We start from the raw sequence: 20,061 nt of genomic DNA, 5'->3' as shown, positions 1-20,061 counted from the left end.
GCCTACATATTCGAGACCAGTCTCTTCCAGACTGACGAGTAACCGTTCACATCTCGACGACCTGCTGGGTGGGACTGACCCGAACTGCAGCGCCTCGAATGTCGGGAATGGGCCGCATACCGCAGGAGGCCGAAACTGGATTGGGTGAGGACGGCTCTTACCCAGTCAGTCGACGAGATGTAGACTTGCGCATCGGTTTTGGTTTTCGGCTCGTTTTTTGAATGGCGATTTTGCTGGACGCGTTTGGCGCGCCCTCACATCCAACGCTTTGTTGCGTCACAGTCCCGCAAGCCAGCTATTCAACAGATTCCGATTGCCCGGCGGCGCCCGCGCTGCAATAGTCGCCTTTTTCTGTGGCATATGGATTTTGGCGAAGTTGGCTGGCAGTCGAGCTGAAAGGGATTACGACCCAATGAGGCAAGAAATTTCCAAAGATGAGAGCCTTCTCGGCCAGGTATTTTGGCTTCTACTGTTCATCGGCTGGGTACCCTACATGGCCTCCTACGCCTTCGTGCTGGACCCGGGGCGAGCGGTAAATGACGGCCTTGTCGAAACCCTGACCGCCACGATCACCCTTTATGAACAGGTGCCCTGGGGACATCCCGCGATCGGAATCTTGACCGTCGCGGCCCTTCTATCAGCTCTGGTCCTTACGAAGCTCAGATGGTGGCCGCTTTTGCCGGTGCCAGTTTTCCTCGTGGTGTCGACCCAGATTCACCTATTCAATGAAGCCGGGCTTGGCGGTCCTCTCGATATGGCCGTGCATGCTCTTTATGCAGGCTTCGCAATCTGGTGCAGCTATCTTTTCCTGCGGCACGGGCACCTCCTGTCCCTCAGCTTCCAGGGTTATGTGGCCCTGCTGCTGTTCGACCTCCTCTTCTTCCGCCTCTCTGGCTTGTGGCGGGAAGAGCCTCTTTCTCTGCTGGGTGCCGTTTTCGCAGGGTATCAGCCCAACCTGACCAATATCCTCCTTTTCGTTGCGATCGCTGTGATGATCCGGATGCTATGGCTAATGGTTCGTGACAACCGGCCATTCTATAAAAGCCTTCCGAAAGGCGCCTTCCGGGCTGCCCTGGGAAAATCCCTCGCCCTTTGGTTTCCGATGTTTCTGATCTTCGCCGTGGCGGGGATGTCTTGGTGGGCAGTGGCGAACCTTTGGCTGAAGCCACGTGTGCTGGCAGAGGTCGAAGCCCGGACCGAAACCGTCAGTTCCGAGTTGTTCAACTGGTTCATCGAATATGGCGAACCGATGTCCCCTCAAACGCGGCAAGAGTATTTCGACGATTGGGATGTCGAAATCCCGAGCGCCACCGATCCGCTAGAGGCTGCGCTGATTGCGTTGAACATCCGTCAGATCCGCTTCTCTGAATTGAAGTACGAAAAGGCGATCCGTGATGCTGCTGCAGCCGGAAGAACCATCGAGGACTTCCCGCAAAACCTGAAAGTCGCCATGGAAAGCGGGTTTCCCGAAAGCGACCTGCCGCTTCTGGACCCGCCAGGTTGGTGCTTCTTCCTCGACCCGGTCTGCAATACCGAACGGTCTCTGAAGAACGCCGCAAATGATATGATGAGGAACACACGGAGCGACCTGATCGGCGCGGCTCACTCCGCCGCAACCCAGCCGGCGGAAGGTGCGGTCGACAGCATTAACGCCCGCGAATCCGCGGCGCTCATTCGATTGGAAGCCGCGGCGAACAATTCCGTATCAACCAGCATCAAGGCCATTTCCGGGGCGTTTCGCACGTGGCGGAACATCGCACTTCTGTCGGGCCTCTACAGTGCGATTATCCTGCTTAAAACACTCATCATTGTTTTCTCTCGGGTGATCTTCGCGCCCAGGGAGACAGCCGCGCAATTTCTGCCCGAGCCACCCACCGACCCGGTTGGCTTGCATCGTCACGGTCAGGTATTCTCCATTCCGCGTGATCATTCGGAAGCGTTCTATGTATCCCGCTGGGGCGTCACGCTAGAAGGACCGCCGCCTGCACGCCGTCGCCCACTGGGTTTCCGATTTCCGGTCGCGCGCATCCTTGCCTTCCGCTGGTCAATGAACCGGATCGAGGGCAACAGGGACCTTGATGCGGACGAGTTCGACGCCGAGCTCAAGGTTGATGAGCCGGCGGAGATCGTCACATGGACCCTAAAGGGAGGCGAACGCGTGGTCTTCCGCTTCCCCGATTTCATCGGAATGTCCGTAGGTATTCGAGTCCGTCGCATAACCTCGCTCGGCATTACGACGCTGGTGCTGGGGCGGATGATCTTCTATGCCGCTGAGGGCCCGGGCACACTGATCCTGCGTACGAATGCGGCCGCACGTGTGAGCCCCGAAGAAACCGCAGAGCGCCCCGCGCCAATGCCGAAACTTGTTGCCTGGGGTAGCGGGTCGCGCTTTGCCATTCATGCGGCTCTCACCCGGATCGATACGTTTTTCAGCGGCTACAACCTGCGCGTTTCAAAGGGAGACGGTGTGGTCTGGGACAGCTCAACCAAGCGCGGTGACGGTCCGGGCAGCGGGATTGTGCGGTTCGTCAGCAGCTTCCTGTTGCCGATCTGAGGGCACGATCGTACGTCGGGTGATTGGTTCTCACCAATCGCGCGGCATGCTCCACCTCCAATACTCCGTATGGCGGGCCCCGCTGCCTGCAATCAGACATACAGGCCCCAAAATAAGGCTCAATAGCTGTATGAGTCTGCGAGATGCGGTCGTTCGTACCAAGCGCAGCAACGACCGCTTGGTCCGCAATCAGGCGTTGGCGGGTCGAGAATACTGCGCCAGGGAACGAATGGCAGCTTCGTGGAACTGCACCGCCGCGCGCGGCATCTCGACGAAAGTCTGGAACGGGGCCGACCTCGCCAACTGGTTCGAAAGGCATATCGGCACTGCCTATGGCACGGAGATCTTGCGACTATGCCTATGAGGCGTTTCCACCGGCGCCCTCTTCGGCCCATCCGCTTAATCAACTGCGTATTTAGTAGGCAACTGGCGCGAGCGCTCGCCATTTCTTGCGGTAGGAGGAGGCAGAAATGCCTACACGTTTGCGGAACGCTGCCCGGAAACTCGAGGGTTCGGAATATCCCACCTCGGCGGCGATGTCGTCGATTGGCATGCCTGTGGTTTCCAGCAATTGCTTGGCTTCCTCGACACGTAATGTCTGAACATAATCTGCTGGGGCCTGCCCGGTCGCCTTCTTGAAACGGCGATGGAACCCGCGCTCGGTCAGACGGGTCAGTTCCGCCATGGCGGCGACCGGGCTCGGCGTGTCGTAGTTCTGCGCGGCCCAGACCTGCGCATCGGCGATCAGCTGGTCTTCGTGCTGACGCCCGGATGTCAGCGAGGCATAGCTCAATTGGCCGTCGCTGTGAGGCTCGATCAGGTAGATCTTCGCGATCCGGCGCGCCGTGTCCGCGCCCGCAAAGCGCCCGATGAGATAGAGCATGAGGTCTTCCTAGGCCGAGGCGCCGCCCGCGGTCACGACCCGGTGGCCTTCGCCGGACGGCACAAGGATACGTTCGCGGCAGACCGTGACCTCGGGGAAGTTCCGCCCCAGCATGTCGGCATAGCCCCAATGCGTCGTCGCCTCTTTCCCATCCAGCAGGCCCGCCGTGCCCAGAAGGACCGCCCCTGAACAGACCGACGTGACAATCGCGCCGCGCGCATGGGCGTCACGGAGCCACTGCGTCAGGCGCGCGCATTCCTCCGGCAACCCGCCGTTGGGGTCGAAATGCATGTCAGGCACGATGACAAGATCGGGCTGCGGCTCCTCGCGCAACATCGCATCCGGGGTGATCTTTCGCCCGTTGATGTCCCAATAGGGCGCGCCATCGCCGGTTCTGAGGCTGACCTGAAACACAGTCGAAACTAGACGCGAAGCTCCACCGTCACGTATGTGAGGAGATCCGCCAGATACAGCACAACCTGACCATCGCATTGGGAGAGGTCTCTACCGTTGTGCCGCCGGGCGCCGAACCGGGGAAGCTTCGTGGTGAAGGAAGGTGATCTGGTCGCTGCGTCAATTGCGGAAATCAAGCAATTGAATGACCAGTTTGAGTGCTTCCTGCGCAGCGAGAGATCGCTTTGGTTAAGGAAACAGATCACCGGGTGAAATGAACGGCGTTGCGCGATAAAGTTCCACCATGGGTGTCATAACGTCTCTCTTTGCGCACAAAATGATCGCTGCGGCGGGCTCTGCCGTTGATCAACGCAGCCTTTTGGCCTCGGTCGGGTTGGACCCTGAGGCACAAATCGACCCGAAGAAAATGTTGGTCGACACTGTCTATTACGATCTGCTGGAACGTATGGCCCGCATGATCGATGTGACGGATCTCGGTATCCGAACCGGGGAATCAATGCAGCTTGACGAATATGGTGCATTGGGTCTGGCCTGGAAGGCCGCGCCGACCTTGCTCGGATCCTACTCCAGAGTCGAAAGGTATGCCCGTCTTTGGACCAGCGTGGTCGAATACGAGCTTCGGCCCGCGAACGGTGGCACGCTTTTCATCCTGCACAGAACGGGTGAGAGACGACTGGGCCTCAGACTTTCGAACGAGGCGACACTCGCCAGCGCAGTTTCTCTCAGTCGCCAGGTTTCACCAATGCCGTTTGCGCCACTTGAAGTCCATATAAAGCACCGCCCGCCCAGAACGAGGGAGTTCCACGAACGCTACTTTGGGTGCCCGGTTCTATTCGGCTCGGACCTCGATGCTCTCTTGCTGTCGCCGGAATCCCTCGCTCAGCCCAACAAGCTTGGAGACAAGGGGATCACCGAATTTCTGGACAGCCATCTGGAAGGGGAGCTCCGCCAAGTCGTGGATGACGCGACAATCGAAAAGCTCGCCAAGGACGTGATCGCGCGTTCTCTCAGTGAAGGTATCCCGAAAATGGGCGATGTCGCCCGCAGCCTTGGCCTGAGCGTACGCTCCCTCCACCGCCGCCTGGCCGACGACGGCCTGAGTTTCCGGACACTGACCGAAACAACCCGGAAGGAACTGGCGGAAGGGCTTCTTCGCGACGAACGGTATTCTCTGTCAGAGGTCGCATTTCTGACCGGGTTTTCCGAGCAAAGTGCTTTCAACCGCGCGTTCAAGCGATGGATCGGCCGCAGTCCTTTGGCGTACAGAAAGGTCTTGCTCGGCCTCTGATCAGCATCTGGCAAGTTCGGTCAAACAGTTGGCCGGTCGGGTCAATACCGGACAGCGGCCACTCGCCTAATCCTCTGAACACACGCGTAACAGAGGAGACCTTCCATGCGATACTTTGCTTCCGTTTCGGCAGTTGCCTGCCTTGCTATCCTCGGGTCAGCTGGCATCTCAACGGCCGGTGTGGGCCACGAGCACAATCCGGCAAACACCATCTCCACCGAAGTCGATCACCCCGATAGCTTCCGTCACTTCGCGTCCGAACTGCCTGCAATGCGGGAACGTGCGGCGCAGATCAACACCGATTTCGGCCTGCATGTCAGCGAAATTGAGCCCGGCCTGTTCTTCGTGACAGACCTGATCTATCAATCCGCCTTTCTGGTCACCGATGAGGGCGTCGTCGTCTTCGACGCGCCGCCCAGCTACGGCGAACGCCTGAGGATGGCCATAGAGATATCCGCGCCGGGCGTGCCAATCACCCATTTCGTGCTCAGCCACAAGCATGCCGATCACAATGGCGGGGGCTTTGCATTTGCCGATATCGAAGGGCTGACGGTCATCGCGGCGCAAGACAGCGCCGACAGCCTCGCCAGTAATCCTTTGCGCGGCGTCCTGACACCAAACGAGACCTTCGAAGAAGCCCTGTCGCTTTCCATTGGCGGCGTCCCGATTGAGCTCCAGGCGGCCAATTTCCACGCCAACGACACGGATGTCATGATCTACCTGCCAGAGCAGAAATTCCTCATGGCCGTCGATACGATTACACCAGGCGAAGCGCCTTTCATGAACTTTGGAGCGACCAGCAATCTCGAAGGTTACATGGCGAGCTTCGATACGTTCCTGTCCTACAACTTCGAGCATTTCCTTTCAGGCCATGTCTCGGTGCTTGGGACGCGGCAGGATGTCGAGACCGCCCGTGATTACGCGCATGACGTCAAGGATACCGTGAATGGGATCTGGCCGGAGTTTCTGGATCGGTTCATGGCGCATATGGAACTGACCGAGTTCCAGCACGGCAACCTCGCTTACCGCCTGACCATGGAAGAGATCCGTGACGAATGCGCGGTGGAGATCATTGACCGATGGGACGGAACGCTTTCGGTCGTCGACCTATGGGCGGACAGTCACTGCGAAACCGTCGTTCTGCACGCGATCATGCACTGAAACGAGGATCGGGCCGGCTCCGGTTTCCCGGACGCGCGTGCAAGCGCGGCCCCGATCCTCATATCCACCTGAAATCAAGGAAAACCACATGACTTACATACAAAAGATTGCGCTCGGCGTCGCCGGCATCACCACACTGGGCATCGGCTCCCTTATCCTGATCGCCCCTCAGGCGTTCTACGCAAGCTACGGGATCGCTCTCGGTCCCGGCCCCAGCCTTCTGAGCGAACTGCGCGCGCCCGGTGCCGGTCTTGCCGCTTTCGGAGGCGTCATACTGGCCGGGATTGTCACGCCCTCGCTGCGGCAGGCCGCGGTCGTAGTGGCCTTGACCATCTTCCTCGCCTTCCCGACGGGCCGCCTTCTGGGTCTTCTGATCGACGGAATGCCGTCAGGCGGCATCCTTGCCGCGCTGGGTCTGGAACTCGCGATCGCCGGGCTGTGCCTGTTCGCGTTCCGGCGCGGCACCGGTCCAGCCGTCGGCGGCCTTGCCGCACGCTGAACATCATTTCCTTGCGGCGGGACAGCCAAGCTCTCGCCGCATCTTTCCCCCGAAAAGGACCCGAACCATGTCACCTGTCATCTTCTTCTTGTTTCAATTCGCCATCGTCGCATATGCACTGGTCGCGGGCGTCTTTCTTGCCTTCTCCGACTTCATCATGCGGTCTTTGGCCCTTGCCAGCGGAAGTGGCGGCGTCGAAGCCATGCAGGCAATCAACCGCGAAGTGTTCCGCTGGGTGTTCATGGCACTATTCCTCGGCATGGCGGCCATTTCCCTCGTGATGGCCGGGTATGCGTGGATCAATCTGAGCGGTCCATCGGGTCTGCTGATCCTGTCGGCAGCCGTCGTTTACCTTATCGGCTGCTTCGGCGTCACAATCATGTTCAACTTACCGATGAACGAAGCGCTTGCGGGTAAGGACCTGTCCACAGAGGTGACGCGGGACTACTGGTTGCAAACTTACGTGCCGCGCTGGACCTTCTGGAACACCGTGCGCACTGTTGCGTCAACGGTGTCGGCCGCACTCCTGCTTGTCGGCCTCATCTGGCTGACACAAACGCAAGTTCAACCGGCTTAAGAACGACCATCAAAAGAGACACTACCCAAAACTCAGCACGGAAATGCAGCAGGAAAGGTCTTGGTCATTTCTGCGTGGCTGACGGGCACATACTTCATCGTCGAATTGGCCGTCAGATTCTGGACAGGGGCGATCGCCGTGCCCTCCGATGCCTTCCACACACTTCGGCCATACGCACAAAGGAAATTTTAAGCTGTTCCACAAGACGATATCCCGCGCGAGTATGACTCGCCGGGGAAATGCGAGTGGCGGTTCAAACCTTTGAGGTTGGGCAGATCCTGGTCTGCATCGTCCGGGGTACACGTCGCCAGACGCGGCTGATCCTATAGACCGTAAGCAACCTCCGGCAGCCAGGTCGCGAGTCTTGGAAAGACGTAGATCAACAAAACTGCGAGTAACTGGATAAGCATGAAGGGAATGATCCCACGATAAATCGTCAAAGTCGTTACTCCCTTCGGTGCCACGCCTTTCATGTAGAAGAGCGCAAACCCCACCGGAGGGGTGATGAATGATGTCTGCAACGTGACCGCGAAGAGAACCGCGAACCAGATGAGATCGACGTCGAGACCAACGAGAACTGGTGCGATCAGCGGCAGTAGGATCAATGTGATCTCGATCCAGTCGAGCACGAATCCAAGCAAAAACGCGACAAAGAGGATAACGACGACGATGCCGTCAGGACCAAACGGCAGGCTGGTCAGCGCATCCTCGATCAACTCATCCCCGCCAAAACCACGCAGGACCAGTGCGAAAGCCGTCGCCCCGACAAAGAGGGCAAAGATGTAGGACGTCGTCTTCATCGTGCCGAGAAGCACCTCTTGCAGGCCCGAAAAGTTGAGCCGTCCGCGCAGCAGCGCCAGCAGGGTCGCCCCGAGAGCGCCGACACCCGAGGCCTCGGTCGGTGTGGCGATGCCGAAGAATATGCTGCCAAGAACCGCCACGATCAGCAGCGCGGGCGGGATCGTGGACTTCAACACATTGAGGAACAGGCCGAGGGTCACAGGCTCGGCATCCTTAGGCGCGGGAGCAGCCGACGGCCGCAGCCATGCATAGATCAGGATGAACAATCCATAGAGCCCGCCCAGCATCAGCCCGGGCAGCATCGCACCCATGAATAGGTCACCGACCGAAACCCTGATCTGGTCGGCCATGAGAACCAGCATGATCGAGGGCGGGATGAGGATGCCGAGCGTGCCGGTCGCGCAGACCACGCCGCAGGCCAGCGCGGCGTCGTAATGGTGCTTCAGCATCAGCGGGATGCCGAGAATGGCCAAAAGCACGACCGCCGCCCCGATGATCCCGGTGGAGGCCGCGAGCAACACGCCGATGGCCACGACCGTGATCGCCAGCCCACCGCGCACCCGGCCAAAGAGCTTGGCGAGATCGGTCATCAGATCTTCGGCAATGCCCGATTTGTCCATCATGATGCCCATGAAGACGAACATTGGCAGGGCTACGAGAACCCAATTGTTCATCACCGCATAGATGCGTTCGATCACGATGGAGCTGTACCCCCAGTCGACGCCAAAGAACGTGTCTAGATAAGTGTCTGACAGGACCGAGATCGCCGTGAACAGGACGGCAAGCCCACCCATCAGCCAGGCGACCGGGTAGCCGGTGAAAATCAGAACGACGAAGCTGAGGAACAGCGCGATGGCCATGTACTGGGCAGGATCGGAGATCATCTTGAGGCCCCTACCGCCGGTTCGGCCGGTCCATGCCTCAACGTTCCGACCACCCGCGTCAGTCGCGCCAGCCCGACCAGAAACAGAAGTCCGAAGCTGAACAGCAGGCAGCCCTTGATCAGCCAGCGCGCCCCGAGTCCGTTGGCCGAGGTCGAGGTTTCGCCGGTGCGCCAAGAGAGCTCAACGAAGGGCATTCCATAGTAGAGAACGAAGCAGACGAATGGCAGGAAGAACGCGGTCAGGCCGATCAGTTCCAACCACATGCGCGCCTTCAGCGACAGCCGGTCATGCAGCACATCAACGCGGACATGTCCGTCCGACAGGAAGGTGTAGGACAGACCGACGAGCCAGGCGGCGGCATAGAGATACCATTGCAGTTCCTCCAGCTCGATCATGCCCTGGCTGAAGACGTAACGCAGCACGACATTCGCGATGATCACGACCAGAAGAGCCAGCCAGAGCCAGCTGAATGCCTCGCCGATCAGCCCGACCATCCGGTCGATGGCACGGGCCAACCCGTTGTCGCGCAGCGGGTCCGCCGCGTGATGCGGCCGGTCACCTGCATCGACAGCACCATGCACACTGTCTTCGTCATCGTTGCGCATGCGCCCTCCCCGTGGCTCAGCCTATCAGTCAACGGGCCATCCTGCACCGTATCCGGCAGAATGGCCCGCAGTCGTTCGGGTGGACGGGCCGCTAGTTGAAGTCGCGCGGCAGGTAACCCAGTTCCTTCCAGATCTGGTAGTCGTCGTGGAACGCCTTCTGCGATTCCCAGACCCGGGCAAAGTCGGCATCTTTCGCTGCCTCTTCGGTCATCACCTCAAGCGTCACGCGCTTCAGTTCCTGAATGACGTCGTCCGGCAGTTTGGCAGCTGTCACGCCCTTGTCAGGAAAGCTCTTGATCTGCGCGCCTTGAAGCGCCTCGCCCGTTGTCAGCGCCCGCATTGTCGCTGCGGTGCAGGCCATTTCGAACAGGGCCTGATCGGGGCGTGACATCTTGTTCCACTCATCAAGATTGATCAGAAGATGGGTCGAGGTTGAAGGCTGGTGCCAGCCGGGGAAGAGGTTGAACTTGGCGATCTTGTGAAAGCCGAGGATCTCATCAATAGCGGGCATCGAATATTCGGTCGCATCCAGCGTGCCCTTTTCCAACGCCGCAAAGATCTCACCCCCCGCCATCAGGGTGGCCGAGGCGCCGATGCGGTCCAGAACCATGCCGCCGAGACCGGAAAAGCGGATCTTCAGCCCTTTGAGGTCGTCGAGGCTGTTGATCGGCTTGCGGTACCAGCCGGCGGTTTCCGGCCCGATCGTGCTGCAGAGAAGCGGGTGGATGTTCTGGGCGTGATAGATTTCCTCGGCCAGCCCGTGGCCTTCGCCCTCAAACCACCAAGCGGCATATTCCCAGGGCTCCATCCCGAAGGGGACTGCGGAAAACAGCACCGCAGAGGGGATGCGGCCCTGATCGTAGGCAAGATAGTTGTAGGCGGCAGGCAGGCTGCCATTGCTGATCGAGGGAGAGATTTCCAGGGGCGGGACGATCTTGCCCGGCTCGAACACCTTCAGGATGATACGGCCGTCGGTCGCCTCTTCCAGCATTTGCGACACTCGGGAAATCGGATCCCCAAGCGCCGGCCAGCCGGTGTTGAAGGTCGCCTGCACCTTCCAGCGGATCTTTTCCTGCGCACTGGCGGTGGTCATCACACCGGCCGCGCCAAGGCTCAGCGCCGACAGGGTCGCCACGCCGACGGCGCGACGGCCGTAGCGGGAAAGGGTATTGGTCAGGGTTGTCATCTTCGTCTCCTCCATTGAAATTCTGTGTCGTGGGTCGCGAAAGCTCTCCTTGGTGTTTCGGCCCTTGGCCTTCAGGCCCATGCCTTGTTGTAGAGGTCTGTTATCTCTTCAACATTTCCGATGCGGGGGTTGTTGGCCGGTGCGCCCGAGCGGACGGCATCCTCAGCCATTTTTCCGGCGGCTGTCAGATAGGCGTTCCGGTCGATGCCGAAACCCGACAGGGTCGGCACGTCGAGCCGCTGGTTATAGGCGTAAAGCCCTTCGACCAGCGCGTCAGCCGCTGCCGCGTCGCTGTCCTTGTCCCCCGCCATCCCGATCACCCGGGCGCAATCGGCATAGCGCCCTAATGCGTCGGATTTCGAATAGGCGGTGACCGACGGCAGCAGCATCGCATTGCTCATCCCGTGAGGGACGTGAAAGAGGCTGCCCAACGGGCGGCTCATCGCATGGACAAGCGCGATTGAGGCGTTAGAGAAAGCCAAACCGCCAAAGGTCGCGGCCAGCATCAGCGCCTCACGCGCGGACATGTTTTCGGGGTCACGATAGGCGGCATCGAGATTGCCCGCCACCAGACGCATGCAGTCAAGAGCCAGCCGGTCGGAATATAGCGTCGCCTTGCGACTGACATAGGCCTCGATCGCATGGGTCAGCGTATCGAGCCCGTTATCCGCGATCAGCCGTCTGGGCTTTGACAGGGTCAGCTCATAATCGACGATGGCGGCGGTCGGAACGAAGCCCTCGCCCCGGCATGAGATTTTTTCGCGCGTCGCGTCATGAATGATGACCGCGTGATGGGTCACTTCCGATCCGGTTCCGGCGGTTGTCGGAATGGCCAGCATCGGCAACCCGGCTTCATCCGATTGCTTGGGCGGGCGGTAATCCTGAATATCGCGGCTGCCTGCGGCCATCACCGCAATCGCCTTGGCGGCGTCGATGGGGCTGCCGCCGCCAAGCCCGATCACTGCGTCATGGCCCCCTGCTTCCAGCATTTCGATCCCGGCCAGCACGATTGTATCGGTCGGATCGGGCAGCACCTTGTCGAAGACCGCCGATGTCAGCCCGACCGAAATCAGAAGCTCCTGAACCCGCCCGGCCACGCCTGAGGACACCATGAACGCGTCGGTCACGATTAGTGGGTTTCTTACCCCGCCCATCCGCGTGAGGATCACCGGAATTCCGTCCAGAGCGCCTTTGCCAACAGTCATGAACCGTGGTGCGCATATGCGGACCGAGCTTCGCATCGTCCCCCCTTCGATGCCGCCGCCAGTTCGCAGCGTTGCATCCGATGGCTCAAGGGTAAGGGCCGATCCTCCCGCATGTCAACTAAACGATAGAATAATTCCCATTTAGTTGACATTCACCCACCCTTGCCGCACTCTCGGGGCGCAGCTATTTTCTCCGAACCGCCTTGGCCACCGGCCAGACGCGCCCGACAAAACCCTGATGGCAATGTGTTTTCCAAAGCGCATTGCCAGATGGCTGACCCTTCAGCCAAGACTGCAGAAAGACATGCCGTGACCGAGCAGAAGAACACCCGCAACTCTCCCCGACGCGTTCTTGAGATCATCGAGGCGATCTGTCTGAATCCCGAGGCGGCGACGGCGACGCGGTTGTCGCAAAGCCTGGGGATTCCTGCACCGACGATCTATCGCTGGCTGGATACCTTATGCGAGGAACGGTTCATCGTCGCCCATACATCAGGCCACTACATGCCCGGCGAACGGTTCCGCAATCTGGTGCTGAACAGCCTGCAATACGAACCAAAGGTAACCGAACGCCGCTCGCTCATGCGGAAGCTTTCCGAGGTGCTTAGCGAAACCGTCAGCCTGTCGATCCCGCATGGCACCAAGCTGATCTATTTCGACCGGCTGGAATCACACTGGCCGTTTCAGGTCAACCTCAAGGTCGGTGCGCCGCTGCCCCTGCATTGCTGCGCCTCGGGCAAGCTGTACCTGTCGTCGCTGGAGCCCGATGTCGCATCGGGCATCTTCGACCGGATCGCTGAGAAGGGGTCAGCGCGCGGCACGATTACTGATCAGGCCACCTTCGGGGAGGAACTGGCCCGCATCCGAAAGGACGGGTTCGCCCTCGACCGGGAAGAGTGGTTCGACGATATGGTCGGCGCCGCAGTGCCGATCTACGCCGATAGCGGAGCACTCGTTGCCTGCCTCTCGACCCATGCGTTGACAACACGAAAAACGATCGGCGATCTGGAAAAAGACATTCCCGTGATGATCGACATAGCGGGAAAGCTAAAGGCCTGCATGCTCGGGTGACCAAACACTACTCGTCGCAGATGGGTGCGATGTAAGCATGTGTCCGGACAACCGAACCGCGAACGGTCACAAGCTACAGATCAGCGGGTCTCGGAAAGCCGTGCGGGTCGTGAATGTCCAGAGCTACGTGCCACCCCAGCACCAACAGCATGTCGGCGAGGTCATACTACCCAGCATGGCTGAGCTGAAGAGCAGTATTTATCGGGACATCTTTTGCCGCAGGCGGCAATACATGACCAAGTACACGTCGGAGGCGCTCGGGGACCACTTCACCGGCTTTATCGAAGGGCGACTTCGCGACGTCGCAGCTGATCGGTGAGCGAGGTTGTGCGGGCGGATCTGAGGCTGCGAGAAGAACGCAAACCCAAGGTGCAGCCCTGAAAGTCGCCCTTTCACGGGTGGGCCAATGACTGCTCCCAGTCCACTGCCGACGCTCCACATATCTCGGCCTCCGGTAATTCGAACTCGGGGAATCCTTGTGTGTCGACCTTTCGCCGCCGGGCCATCCCTTCAGTAATAGTGTTAGCACTCCACAGGCGCAGTTTCTGAGAGGAAATCTTCAATCAGAGAATGGAACAATGAAGGCTTCTCAAGATGTGCCGCATGTGCCGCGCCGGGAATGACCGACAGACGCACATCTGGCAGATTGGTCCAAAGCGTCTCGACCTGCGGCCAACGATAGGAACGATCGGCATCGCCCCAAACCACGAGGGTTGGAATGTTGAGGTGCTTTAGCGCCGCGCGTCCGTCCCAGTCCGCCATCGCGCCGAGTGCAGCCTCGGCCGCTTGGCAAACCGCGCGCGCGCCGATTTCGGTCACGAGCGGGTAACCTCCCGCATCGGCACCTCTTTTGAACCAGGTCGCGCCGATCCGGGCAATCGTCGCAGAGACCCCGTCTGACAGCAGGCGTTCGCGCGATGTGGCCAGCGGTTCGAACCGGTCCGGCATCAAGCCAAGCGGCCCTGTCCCGTAGAGAATGAGTCGCGACACGCTCTGCGGTCGCATCCGCGCCATCTCCTGAACAATCATGCCGCCCATGGAATGGCCAAGCAGGGTGAAATCGTCGACCGCCAGTTCGTCGAGCAGCCCGTAGACCGCCTCTGCCATTCCGACAATTGTGTCGCACCCCCTACGATCAGCCGCCGCGCCGAAGCCTGGCAGGTTTGGTGCGATCACGTCATACCGGTCGGAGAAATGGTCCATCTCACGATGCCATTGCTCCGCTCCGCCGAGATAGCCGTGGACCAGAACAAATGGCGGTCCGTTTCCGGCACGGAGATAGGGCAGACCGTTCATCACCGCATTTGTTCCGGAAGCCAGAGCGCCACGTCCGGCGCCACAATCAGGATCAGGATCAAAAGCACCATCGCCCCGATGAAGGGTAGGCAGCCCATGATGACATCGCCGATGCTCACCTGATCCCGGCTGATAGCCTGAATGACGTAGAGGTTCAGCCCCACTGGCGGTGTCAGCACCGCGATCTCCATGGTGATCGTGTACACGACGCCAAACCAGATCAGGTCGAACCCCGCTGCTGCCATCAGGGGAAAGATCGTCGGAAGCGTGATGAACGTCATGGAAACCGGCTCAAGGAACATGCCCAGCACGATGTAGAAAACGATGACAATCGCCAGCACGGTATAGGGCGACAGATCGAAGGACAGGAACAGTTCAGTGAATTGCTGCGGCACCCGGTAATAGGTCAGGACGAAACCGAAGAGCACGCCGGCTGACAGAAGAAGGCCGAGATATCCCATCGTCCGCATCGTGGAAAACAGAGCATCCTTGAATGCCTGCCAGGTCAGACCGCCGACGCCAAAGGCCAGGATGACCGTCAGGAGAGCCGCCACAGCCGCCGCCTCGGTCGGCGTCGCGATCCCGGCATAAATTGCCACCGTGATCACGAGACCGATCAGGACCACCGGTCCGACGGTGTTCAGGATCATCATAAACGGCATCTTCACGGCGTCTTCGCTCGACGGAATGTCCTCGGGTCGCATCCTGTCCCAGATCAGCACCACGATGACAAAGCCGCTGACAAGTATGATCCCCGGGATGACGCCCGCGATGAAGAGATCACCGATGCTCTGATCCGTGACGATACCGTAAAACAGCAGGATCAGGCTCGGCGGGATCAGAACCGACAGCGTACCTCCCGCAGCGAGAACACCTGATGACAGCCGCTTTCCATAGCCAAGGCGCAACATCTCGGGCAGTGCGACGCCGCCGATGGTCAGTGCGCCGACCATCGACGATCCGCAGACCGCGCCGAAACCGGCACTCGCGCCGATTGAGCCGTACGCGGCAGAGCCCCTGAGCCGGACACCCTGATGCAGGAACTGGTAAAGGTTCGGCCCGATATTCGATTTTCCTATGAGTTCTCCTAGGAAGACGAACAAGGGAACCGCCAAAAGGATGTAGTCGATCCACACCCCCCAGAGTTTCAGTTCGGACGACACGACCGAGGTACTCCACCCCTGGATGTCCCACAGAAAGGGCAGCGATGCGGCGGCAAGGGCGAAGGGGATCGGCAGGCCGATGACGATGAAGAACATCAGAAGGACCAAGAGCCCGAGGCCGACAGTATACCATTCCATCAGACCTCTCCTTCCGCGGCGATGGTCATAAACAGACGAGTGAGCCTGAGCGCGACGTAAATTGCGAACAGCACAAGCGCTGCAGCGCCGGGAGCCCAGAACCACCAGCGCGGCCAGTGCAGGATTTCGGATGCAACGCCCGAGTTGAAGGAGCGGATCGTGGCGCTGACACCGGCATAGGCAAAGAAGACGCCGACACCCAGCATGATGACGTGATTGATGATCGCGAAGATGTGCTGGACCCGCTGCGAGAAGCGGTCGATCAGCATTGTCACTTTCGGCATTGCGTCTTCACGAAGCGCGAAGGCGAGGCCGGCAAAGGCAACCGGGAACAGCAGGAGCGCGGTTGCCTCGGTCACCAGCCGGTCGGGCTTGCCCAATCCGTAGCGGGTGAATACGCCGTAGGATATCCAGAGCATCTGGATCAGCACGATAATGCCACCGGCAGCGGCTGCCCAGACAACGATCCGTTCCACGCTACGGATCAGGCGGTCCAAACGCTCATCCATGATAAGCCTCTTTCGGCAGAGAGATTACAGGCGGCCCCGGAACGGTCCGGAGCCGCCAGGAAATGCTCCGCTCAGGGAGCGTGGCTTGCCAGAAGGGTGCGGATTTCACCCGCCAGTTCGGCGCCGCAAGCCTCGTCAACAGTGACGTCCCATGTGTCCTTGACACTGGCGATCAGGGCAGCACTGGTCTCGGCCGACAGGTTCTCTTCCGTGCCGCCTGCGGCAACTGCGGCCGCAACCTGCTCATCAACCCAGCCCTCGTATTTCGGCTGAAGCCAAACCTCGGTCTCTGCGGCTGCCTCGGTCATCGCGGCCTGTTCTTCGGGGGTAAGGGCGTCGAACTTGTCCTTGTTCATCATGTAGATGATGTTGCCGTAGAACAGGTTCGCATTGACCATGTGCGGCATGACATCCCAGAGCTTCCAGGATGAATAGGTCGCGACACCCATGTTGATGCCGTCGACGACACCGCGTTCGGCGGACTGGAACACTTCCTTCGGCGCCACGAACACCGGCTCGCCGCCCCAGGTTTCAATCATCATGGACACGAGCGGGCCGATCGAGCGGACAAGCTTGCCATCCAGCTTGCCGATGTCGTCCATCGGCTCCTCGAACCACCACTCCTGGTCATAGGAATAGTTCGAGTTGATGAGCGGTACGAGGCCCTGCTGGGCGGCCTCATCACGGATGAGATTGGCATAATCCGCATCCAGCTTCGGCTGCTCGGACAGATCGATGAGTGCCGGATAGAGCGACGTCACGGCGTAGCACGGCAGGCGGTTGTCCGCGTTGATCCATGAAATGTCCGAGACACCGCCCTGAAGCGCGTCAACGCCTTCTGACCAGCCGTGGAGTGTCGCCGACGGGAATACCTCGATCTTAACGCTACCCCCGGTCTTTTCGGCGACGAGACTGGCAAAATGCGTAAAGCCTTCGTAGCGGATATCGGCTTCGTTAACGTAAGTGCTGAGACGTACCGTGGTCTCGGCTGCGGCAGGTAATGCGGCCATCGTCGCGATGGCGAGCGCACCTGTATTGATGAATTTCGGTGTCATGGTCCTCTCCTGTTCTAGCAGGCCTTTCGACAGTCGTTGATACCGATGGCCCTTGCCAACTGCGCCGGGCGCAGCCTGTCAGCAAGTCTACGCAGGCTCAGACAAACCGCGCCAATTCAAACATGTCATCCAACTATACTGAATTTGCATAATTCTGTCGGAGATGTACCATCACCCTAAAAGGGGGAGGCGTAGATGGACCTGAACTGGCTGCAGGACTTTGTCTGTCTCGCGCGGACACTGAACTTCACGCGGGCGGCCGAGGAGCGCAATATCACTCAACCAGCATTCAGCCGTCGGATCAAAGCGCTTGAAAACTGGATTGGCGTGCCGTTGATCAAGCGATCCACCTATCCCGTCCAGCTTTCAGAAGCCGGACAACAATTCCTGCCGGTCGCCCGCAACGCCATCGCGGAAATCACCGATATCCGCCAGACAATCCGCGCCCAGGAACGGGGCGTCACTGCGTTTCAGCGATTTGCGGTGTTGCACACGATCTCGGTCAACTACCTTTCCCGCCGCATCGGCCAGATGGAGCGCGACATCCCGAACCTGCGCGTCCGGGTTTATTCGGACAACCTGCGCGCTTGTTGCCAGATGCTGTCGGACGGCGCTTGCGACTTCCTGCTGTGCTATAGCCATCAGGACGTGCTGCCGATATTCGACGGCGCGCAGTTTGCGCGAAGAGACGTCGGCACCGAGAAGATTTTCCCCGTGGCTCAGGCTGAGGCCGCGCATCGGTACGGATGGAGTCTGGACACTGCAACCGTCGCGCCAATGCCCTATCTGGGATATGATCCTTCCAGCTTTCTCGGCACGGTGGTCGACCAGACGATCGGACGCCGCGAACCGCCGCTTGCGCTGTGCTACATGGACGCGCTTACAGAGGCGATCAAGCGCCGGACACTGTCGGGCAGCGGAGTGTCATGGCTTCCCGAGAGTGTCGTTGCCGACGAGATAGCGGATGGGCGGATCGCGCGTGTGGGTGGTGAAAGCTGGGAAGCCACGCTGACACTCACGCTCTTCTGCTCACCCGATCGTCTTGACAAGACAGGCCGCGACGTTTGGGAAACACTTTAGGCGGTCGTGCAATGACCGCATCATCTTGCCTTACGATGTTGCCGTTGTTGTGAGGCGCAGCCAATGACAGCTGGCTGATTTTCCACTTGCTGCATCGCAGGTGCGGGGAAGGTCGATTTTGCATCCGAGGTGCCGCGCCACGGTCGCGAAGCGCCTACAGCGGTCTTCGGCACGAGGTCGGCGAATTGGGGATCTGTCCCGCGTAACGGATGGCGTTCACGGCTGCGGCGACGGCCCTCGGTCATCACTTGTTTTCATTCAGTCGGAACGAAGGCATCGGCTGTAGGGGCTTGAGCGACAAAAAAGCCCCCGTGATAAACGGGGGCTCTCTGTTCGCAGCCGGACTCAAATGTCGAGCGTGTGCTCCTTCTCCCATCTGGAGAAATGAGAAACGAAAGAATTCCATTCCTGCTGCTTGAGCTTCAGATAGGCGGATGAGAAATCAGCGCCCATCGCGGCCTTGAGCGACTTGTCCTTGTCATATTCACGCAAGGCGTCGAGAAGGTTCAATGGCAGCTTCGGCGCGCCTTTCACCTTGTGTCCCTCGGCATACATGTCGATGTCCCAACGCTTGCCCGGATCGGCTTTGCTGCGCACGCCGTCGAGACCGGCGGCAATGATGACCGCCTGAAGCAAATAGGGGTTTGCCGCCCCGTCGGGCAGGCGCAGCTCGAACCGTCCGGGCCCCGGGACCCGCACCATATGGGTGCGGTTGTTGCCCGTCCAGGTCACGGTGTTCGGCGCCCATGTCGCCCCGGAAATCGTCCGTGGCGCGTTGATCCGCTTATAGCTGTTCACCGTCGGATTGGTGATCGCGGCAAGTGCCGAGGCGTGTTTCATGATCCCGCCAAGGAAGTTGCGGCCCTTGTCCGACAGGCCAAGTTCCTTCGACTTGTCGGCAAAGACGTTGGTCTTGCCCGCCTTGTCCCAGACCGAGATATGGACGTGGCAGCCATTGCCGGTCAGCCCCTTGATGGGTTTCGGCATAAAGGTTGCGCGCAGCCCGTGCTTTTCCGCGACCGACTTGGTCATGAACTTGAAGAACGAATGCTTGTCCGCCGTGGCCATCACATCGTCGAATTCCCAGTTCATCTCGAACTGGCCATTCGCATCCTCGTGGTCGTTCTGATAAGGGCCCCAGCCAAGCTGGAGCATATAGTCGCAGATCTCCTTGATCACGTCGTAGCGGCGCATCACCGCCTGCTGGTCGTAGCAGGGCTTTGCTGCCGTGTCGTAGGGATCGGAGATTTGTTCTCCGTCAGGGGTCAGGAGGAAGAACTCCGCCTCTACCCCGGTCTTGACATGCATGCCTTCCTCGGCGGCCTCGGAAATCAGCTTGCGCAGCACATTGCGTGGCGCCTGATTGACCTCCTTGTCCTCCATGATGCAGTTCGAAGCGAGCCAGGCGACCTCGGGCTTCCAAGGCAACTGGATGACCGATTCCGGGTCGGGAACGGCGAGCATGTCGGGATGGGCCGGCGTCAGATCGAGCCATGTGGCAAAGCCGGCAAAGCCGGCGCCGTCCTTCTGCATGTCCGCGATCGCCTCGGCAGGGACCAGCTTGGCGCGCTGGCCGCCGAAGAGGTCAGTGTAGGAAATCATGAAGTATTTTACGCCGTTCTTTTTTGCAAAAGCCGCCAGATCTGTCGCCATGGTCTGCTTTTCCTTTCCCTGTTTTTGATTTGTGAAGGG

The 20,061-nt window shown here is 59.7% G+C and carries 18 protein-coding genes; 7 read left to right on the top strand and 11 right to left on the bottom strand.

Going from position 1 to position 20,061, the window contains the following annotated elements:
• The first annotated feature begins 313 nt into the window (after nucleotides 1–313).
• Nucleotides 314–2,554, top strand: a complete 2,241-nt coding sequence (locus tag QKW60_RS14960; protein ID WP_282369848.1) for a hypothetical protein — start codon at nucleotides 314–316, stop codon at nucleotides 2,552–2,554.
• Between the two features lie 415 nt (nucleotides 2,555–2,969).
• Here the strand turns inward: QKW60_RS14960 and QKW60_RS14955 are convergent, their stop codons facing one another.
• On the bottom strand, nucleotides 2,970–3,437 hold the full coding sequence (locus QKW60_RS14955; RefSeq protein WP_282369846.1) for a GlxA family transcriptional regulator: 468 nt from the start codon (nucleotides 3,435–3,437) through the stop codon (nucleotides 2,970–2,972).
• Nucleotides 3,438–3,446: 9 nt separating this feature from the next.
• A complete protein-coding gene (locus QKW60_RS14950; RefSeq protein WP_282369844.1) occupies nucleotides 3,447–3,851 on the bottom strand; it encodes a DJ-1/PfpI family protein in 405 nt (134 codons plus the stop codon).
• A 283-nt stretch (nucleotides 3,852–4,134) separates the two neighbouring features.
• Between QKW60_RS14950 and QKW60_RS14945 the strand changes: the two genes are divergently transcribed.
• The 4 genes from QKW60_RS14945 to QKW60_RS14930 all read left to right on the top strand — a co-directional run bounded on the left by QKW60_RS14945 (nucleotide 4,135) and on the right by QKW60_RS14930 (nucleotide 7,376).
• A complete protein-coding gene (locus QKW60_RS14945) occupies nucleotides 4,135–5,139 on the top strand; it encodes an AraC family transcriptional regulator (protein WP_282369843.1) in 1,005 nt (334 codons plus the stop codon).
• Nucleotides 5,140–5,244: 105 nt separating this feature from the next.
• Nucleotides 5,245–6,300, top strand: a complete 1,056-nt coding sequence (locus QKW60_RS14940) for an MBL fold metallo-hydrolase (RefSeq protein WP_282369841.1) — start codon at nucleotides 5,245–5,247, stop codon at nucleotides 6,298–6,300.
• Nucleotides 6,301–6,388: 88 nt separating this feature from the next.
• On the top strand, nucleotides 6,389–6,799 hold the full coding sequence (locus tag QKW60_RS14935; RefSeq protein ID WP_282369840.1) for a DUF4345 domain-containing protein: 411 nt from the start codon (nucleotides 6,389–6,391) through the stop codon (nucleotides 6,797–6,799).
• A 67-nt stretch (nucleotides 6,800–6,866) separates the two neighbouring features.
• The gene (locus QKW60_RS14930; RefSeq protein ID WP_282369839.1) at nucleotides 6,867–7,376 is read left to right on the top strand and encodes an anthrone oxygenase family protein; all 510 of its coding nucleotides are present in this window, start codon (nucleotides 6,867–6,869) and stop codon (nucleotides 7,374–7,376) included.
• Nucleotides 7,377–7,699: 323 nt separating this feature from the next.
• Here the strand turns inward: QKW60_RS14930 and QKW60_RS14925 are convergent, their stop codons facing one another.
• The 4 genes from QKW60_RS14925 to QKW60_RS14910 form a co-directional block, all read right to left on the bottom strand.
• Nucleotides 7,700–9,061, bottom strand: coding sequence for a TRAP transporter large permease (locus QKW60_RS14925; protein WP_282369837.1), 1,362 nt, complete (start codon nucleotides 9,059–9,061; stop codon nucleotides 7,700–7,702).
• A complete protein-coding gene (locus QKW60_RS14920) occupies nucleotides 9,058–9,666 on the bottom strand; it encodes a TRAP transporter small permease subunit (RefSeq protein ID WP_282369835.1) in 609 nt (202 codons plus the stop codon). Before QKW60_RS14920 ends, QKW60_RS14925 begins: the two co-directional genes overlap by 4 nt.
• A 91-nt stretch (nucleotides 9,667–9,757) precedes the next feature.
• A complete protein-coding gene (locus QKW60_RS14915; RefSeq protein WP_282369834.1) occupies nucleotides 9,758–10,852 on the bottom strand; it encodes a TRAP transporter substrate-binding protein in 1,095 nt (364 codons plus the stop codon).
• 71 nt (nucleotides 10,853–10,923) lie between these two features.
• On the bottom strand, nucleotides 10,924–12,057 hold the full coding sequence (locus QKW60_RS14910) for an iron-containing alcohol dehydrogenase (protein WP_282369832.1): 1,134 nt from the start codon (nucleotides 12,055–12,057) through the stop codon (nucleotides 10,924–10,926).
• 309 nt (nucleotides 12,058–12,366) lie between these two features.
• On the opposite strand from QKW60_RS14910, the gene QKW60_RS14905 reads away from it, so the two are divergent.
• Nucleotides 12,367–13,128 (top strand): IclR family transcriptional regulator, encoded by a 762-nt coding sequence (locus QKW60_RS14905; RefSeq protein ID WP_282369830.1) that lies wholly within the window; start codon nucleotides 12,367–12,369, stop codon nucleotides 13,126–13,128.
• A gap of 522 nt (nucleotides 13,129–13,650) precedes the next feature.
• Here the strand turns inward: QKW60_RS14905 and QKW60_RS14900 are convergent.
• From QKW60_RS14900 to dctP, 4 genes are all read right to left on the bottom strand, one after another.
• A complete protein-coding gene (locus QKW60_RS14900; RefSeq protein ID WP_282369829.1) occupies nucleotides 13,651–14,424 on the bottom strand; it encodes an alpha/beta fold hydrolase in 774 nt (257 codons plus the stop codon).
• Nucleotides 14,424–15,725, bottom strand: a complete 1,302-nt coding sequence (locus QKW60_RS14895; protein WP_282369828.1) for a TRAP transporter large permease — start codon at nucleotides 15,723–15,725, stop codon at nucleotides 14,424–14,426. The genes QKW60_RS14900 and QKW60_RS14895 overlap by 1 nt, the downstream gene beginning before the upstream one ends.
• A complete protein-coding gene (locus tag QKW60_RS14890; RefSeq protein ID WP_282369825.1) occupies nucleotides 15,725–16,234 on the bottom strand; it encodes a TRAP transporter small permease in 510 nt (169 codons plus the stop codon). The genes QKW60_RS14895 and QKW60_RS14890 overlap by 1 nt, the downstream gene beginning before the upstream one ends.
• A gap of 71 nt (nucleotides 16,235–16,305) precedes the next feature.
• On the bottom strand, nucleotides 16,306–17,289 hold the full coding sequence (gene dctP, locus QKW60_RS14885; RefSeq protein ID WP_282369824.1) for a TRAP transporter substrate-binding protein DctP: 984 nt from the start codon (nucleotides 17,287–17,289) through the stop codon (nucleotides 16,306–16,308).
• A gap of 195 nt (nucleotides 17,290–17,484) precedes the next feature.
• On the opposite strand from dctP, the gene QKW60_RS14880 reads away from it, so the two are divergent.
• Entirely contained in the window at nucleotides 17,485–18,369 is an 885-nt protein-coding gene (locus tag QKW60_RS14880) for a LysR family transcriptional regulator (RefSeq protein ID WP_282369823.1), read from the top strand.
• Between the two features lie 345 nt (nucleotides 18,370–18,714).
• On the opposite strand, the gene glnT is transcribed toward QKW60_RS14880, so the two are convergent.
• Complete coding sequence (gene glnT, locus QKW60_RS14875; RefSeq protein ID WP_282369821.1) at nucleotides 18,715–20,022, bottom strand: type III glutamate--ammonia ligase; 1,308 nt, start codon at nucleotides 20,020–20,022, stop codon at nucleotides 18,715–18,717.
• Nucleotides 20,023–20,061: the final 39 nt, after the last annotated feature.

The organism is Albidovulum aestuarii, from assembly GCF_029961185.1.
GTDB classification, from domain to species: Bacteria; Pseudomonadota; Alphaproteobacteria; order Rhodobacterales; family Rhodobacteraceae; genus Albidovulum; species Albidovulum aestuarii.
This window is presented reverse-complemented; position numbering and strand designations above follow the sequence as displayed.

Bases quoted from the DNA above. Each gene is read 5' to 3' on its own strand.
- QKW60_RS14880 (WP_282369823.1), top strand. From the start codon at position 17,485: ATGGACCTGAACTGGCTGCAGGACTTTGTCTGTCTCGCGCGGACACTG.
- QKW60_RS14920 (WP_282369835.1), bottom strand. From the start codon at position 9,666: ATGCGCAACGATGACGAAGACAGTGTGCATGGTGCTGTCGATGCAGGT.
- QKW60_RS14890 (WP_282369825.1), bottom strand. From the start codon at position 16,234: ATGGATGAGCGTTTGGACCGCCTGATCCGTAGCGTGGAACGGATCGTT.
- dctP (WP_282369824.1), bottom strand. From the start codon at position 17,289: ATGACACCGAAATTCATCAATACAGGTGCGCTCGCCATCGCGACGATG.
- QKW60_RS14910 (WP_282369832.1), bottom strand. From the start codon at position 12,057: ATGACTGTTGGCAAAGGCGCTCTGGACGGAATTCCGGTGATCCTCACG.
- QKW60_RS14915 (WP_282369834.1), bottom strand. From the start codon at position 10,852: ATGACAACCCTGACCAATACCCTTTCCCGCTACGGCCGTCGCGCCGTC.
- QKW60_RS14955 (WP_282369846.1), bottom strand. From the start codon at position 3,437: ATGCTCTATCTCATCGGGCGCTTTGCGGGCGCGGACACGGCGCGCCGG.
- QKW60_RS14930 (WP_282369839.1), top strand. From the start codon at position 6,867: ATGTCACCTGTCATCTTCTTCTTGTTTCAATTCGCCATCGTCGCATAT.
- QKW60_RS14935 (WP_282369840.1), top strand. From the start codon at position 6,389: ATGACTTACATACAAAAGATTGCGCTCGGCGTCGCCGGCATCACCACA.
- glnT (WP_282369821.1), bottom strand. From the start codon at position 20,022: ATGGCGACAGATCTGGCGGCTTTTGCAAAAAAGAACGGCGTAAAATAC.
- QKW60_RS14940 (WP_282369841.1), top strand. From the start codon at position 5,245: ATGCGATACTTTGCTTCCGTTTCGGCAGTTGCCTGCCTTGCTATCCTC.
- QKW60_RS14900 (WP_282369829.1), bottom strand. From the start codon at position 14,424: ATGAACGGTCTGCCCTATCTCCGTGCCGGAAACGGACCGCCATTTGTT.
- QKW60_RS14925 (WP_282369837.1), bottom strand. From the start codon at position 9,061: ATGATCTCCGATCCTGCCCAGTACATGGCCATCGCGCTGTTCCTCAGC.
- QKW60_RS14895 (WP_282369828.1), bottom strand. From the start codon at position 15,725: ATGGAATGGTATACTGTCGGCCTCGGGCTCTTGGTCCTTCTGATGTTC.
- QKW60_RS14945 (WP_282369843.1), top strand. From the start codon at position 4,135: ATGGGTGTCATAACGTCTCTCTTTGCGCACAAAATGATCGCTGCGGCG.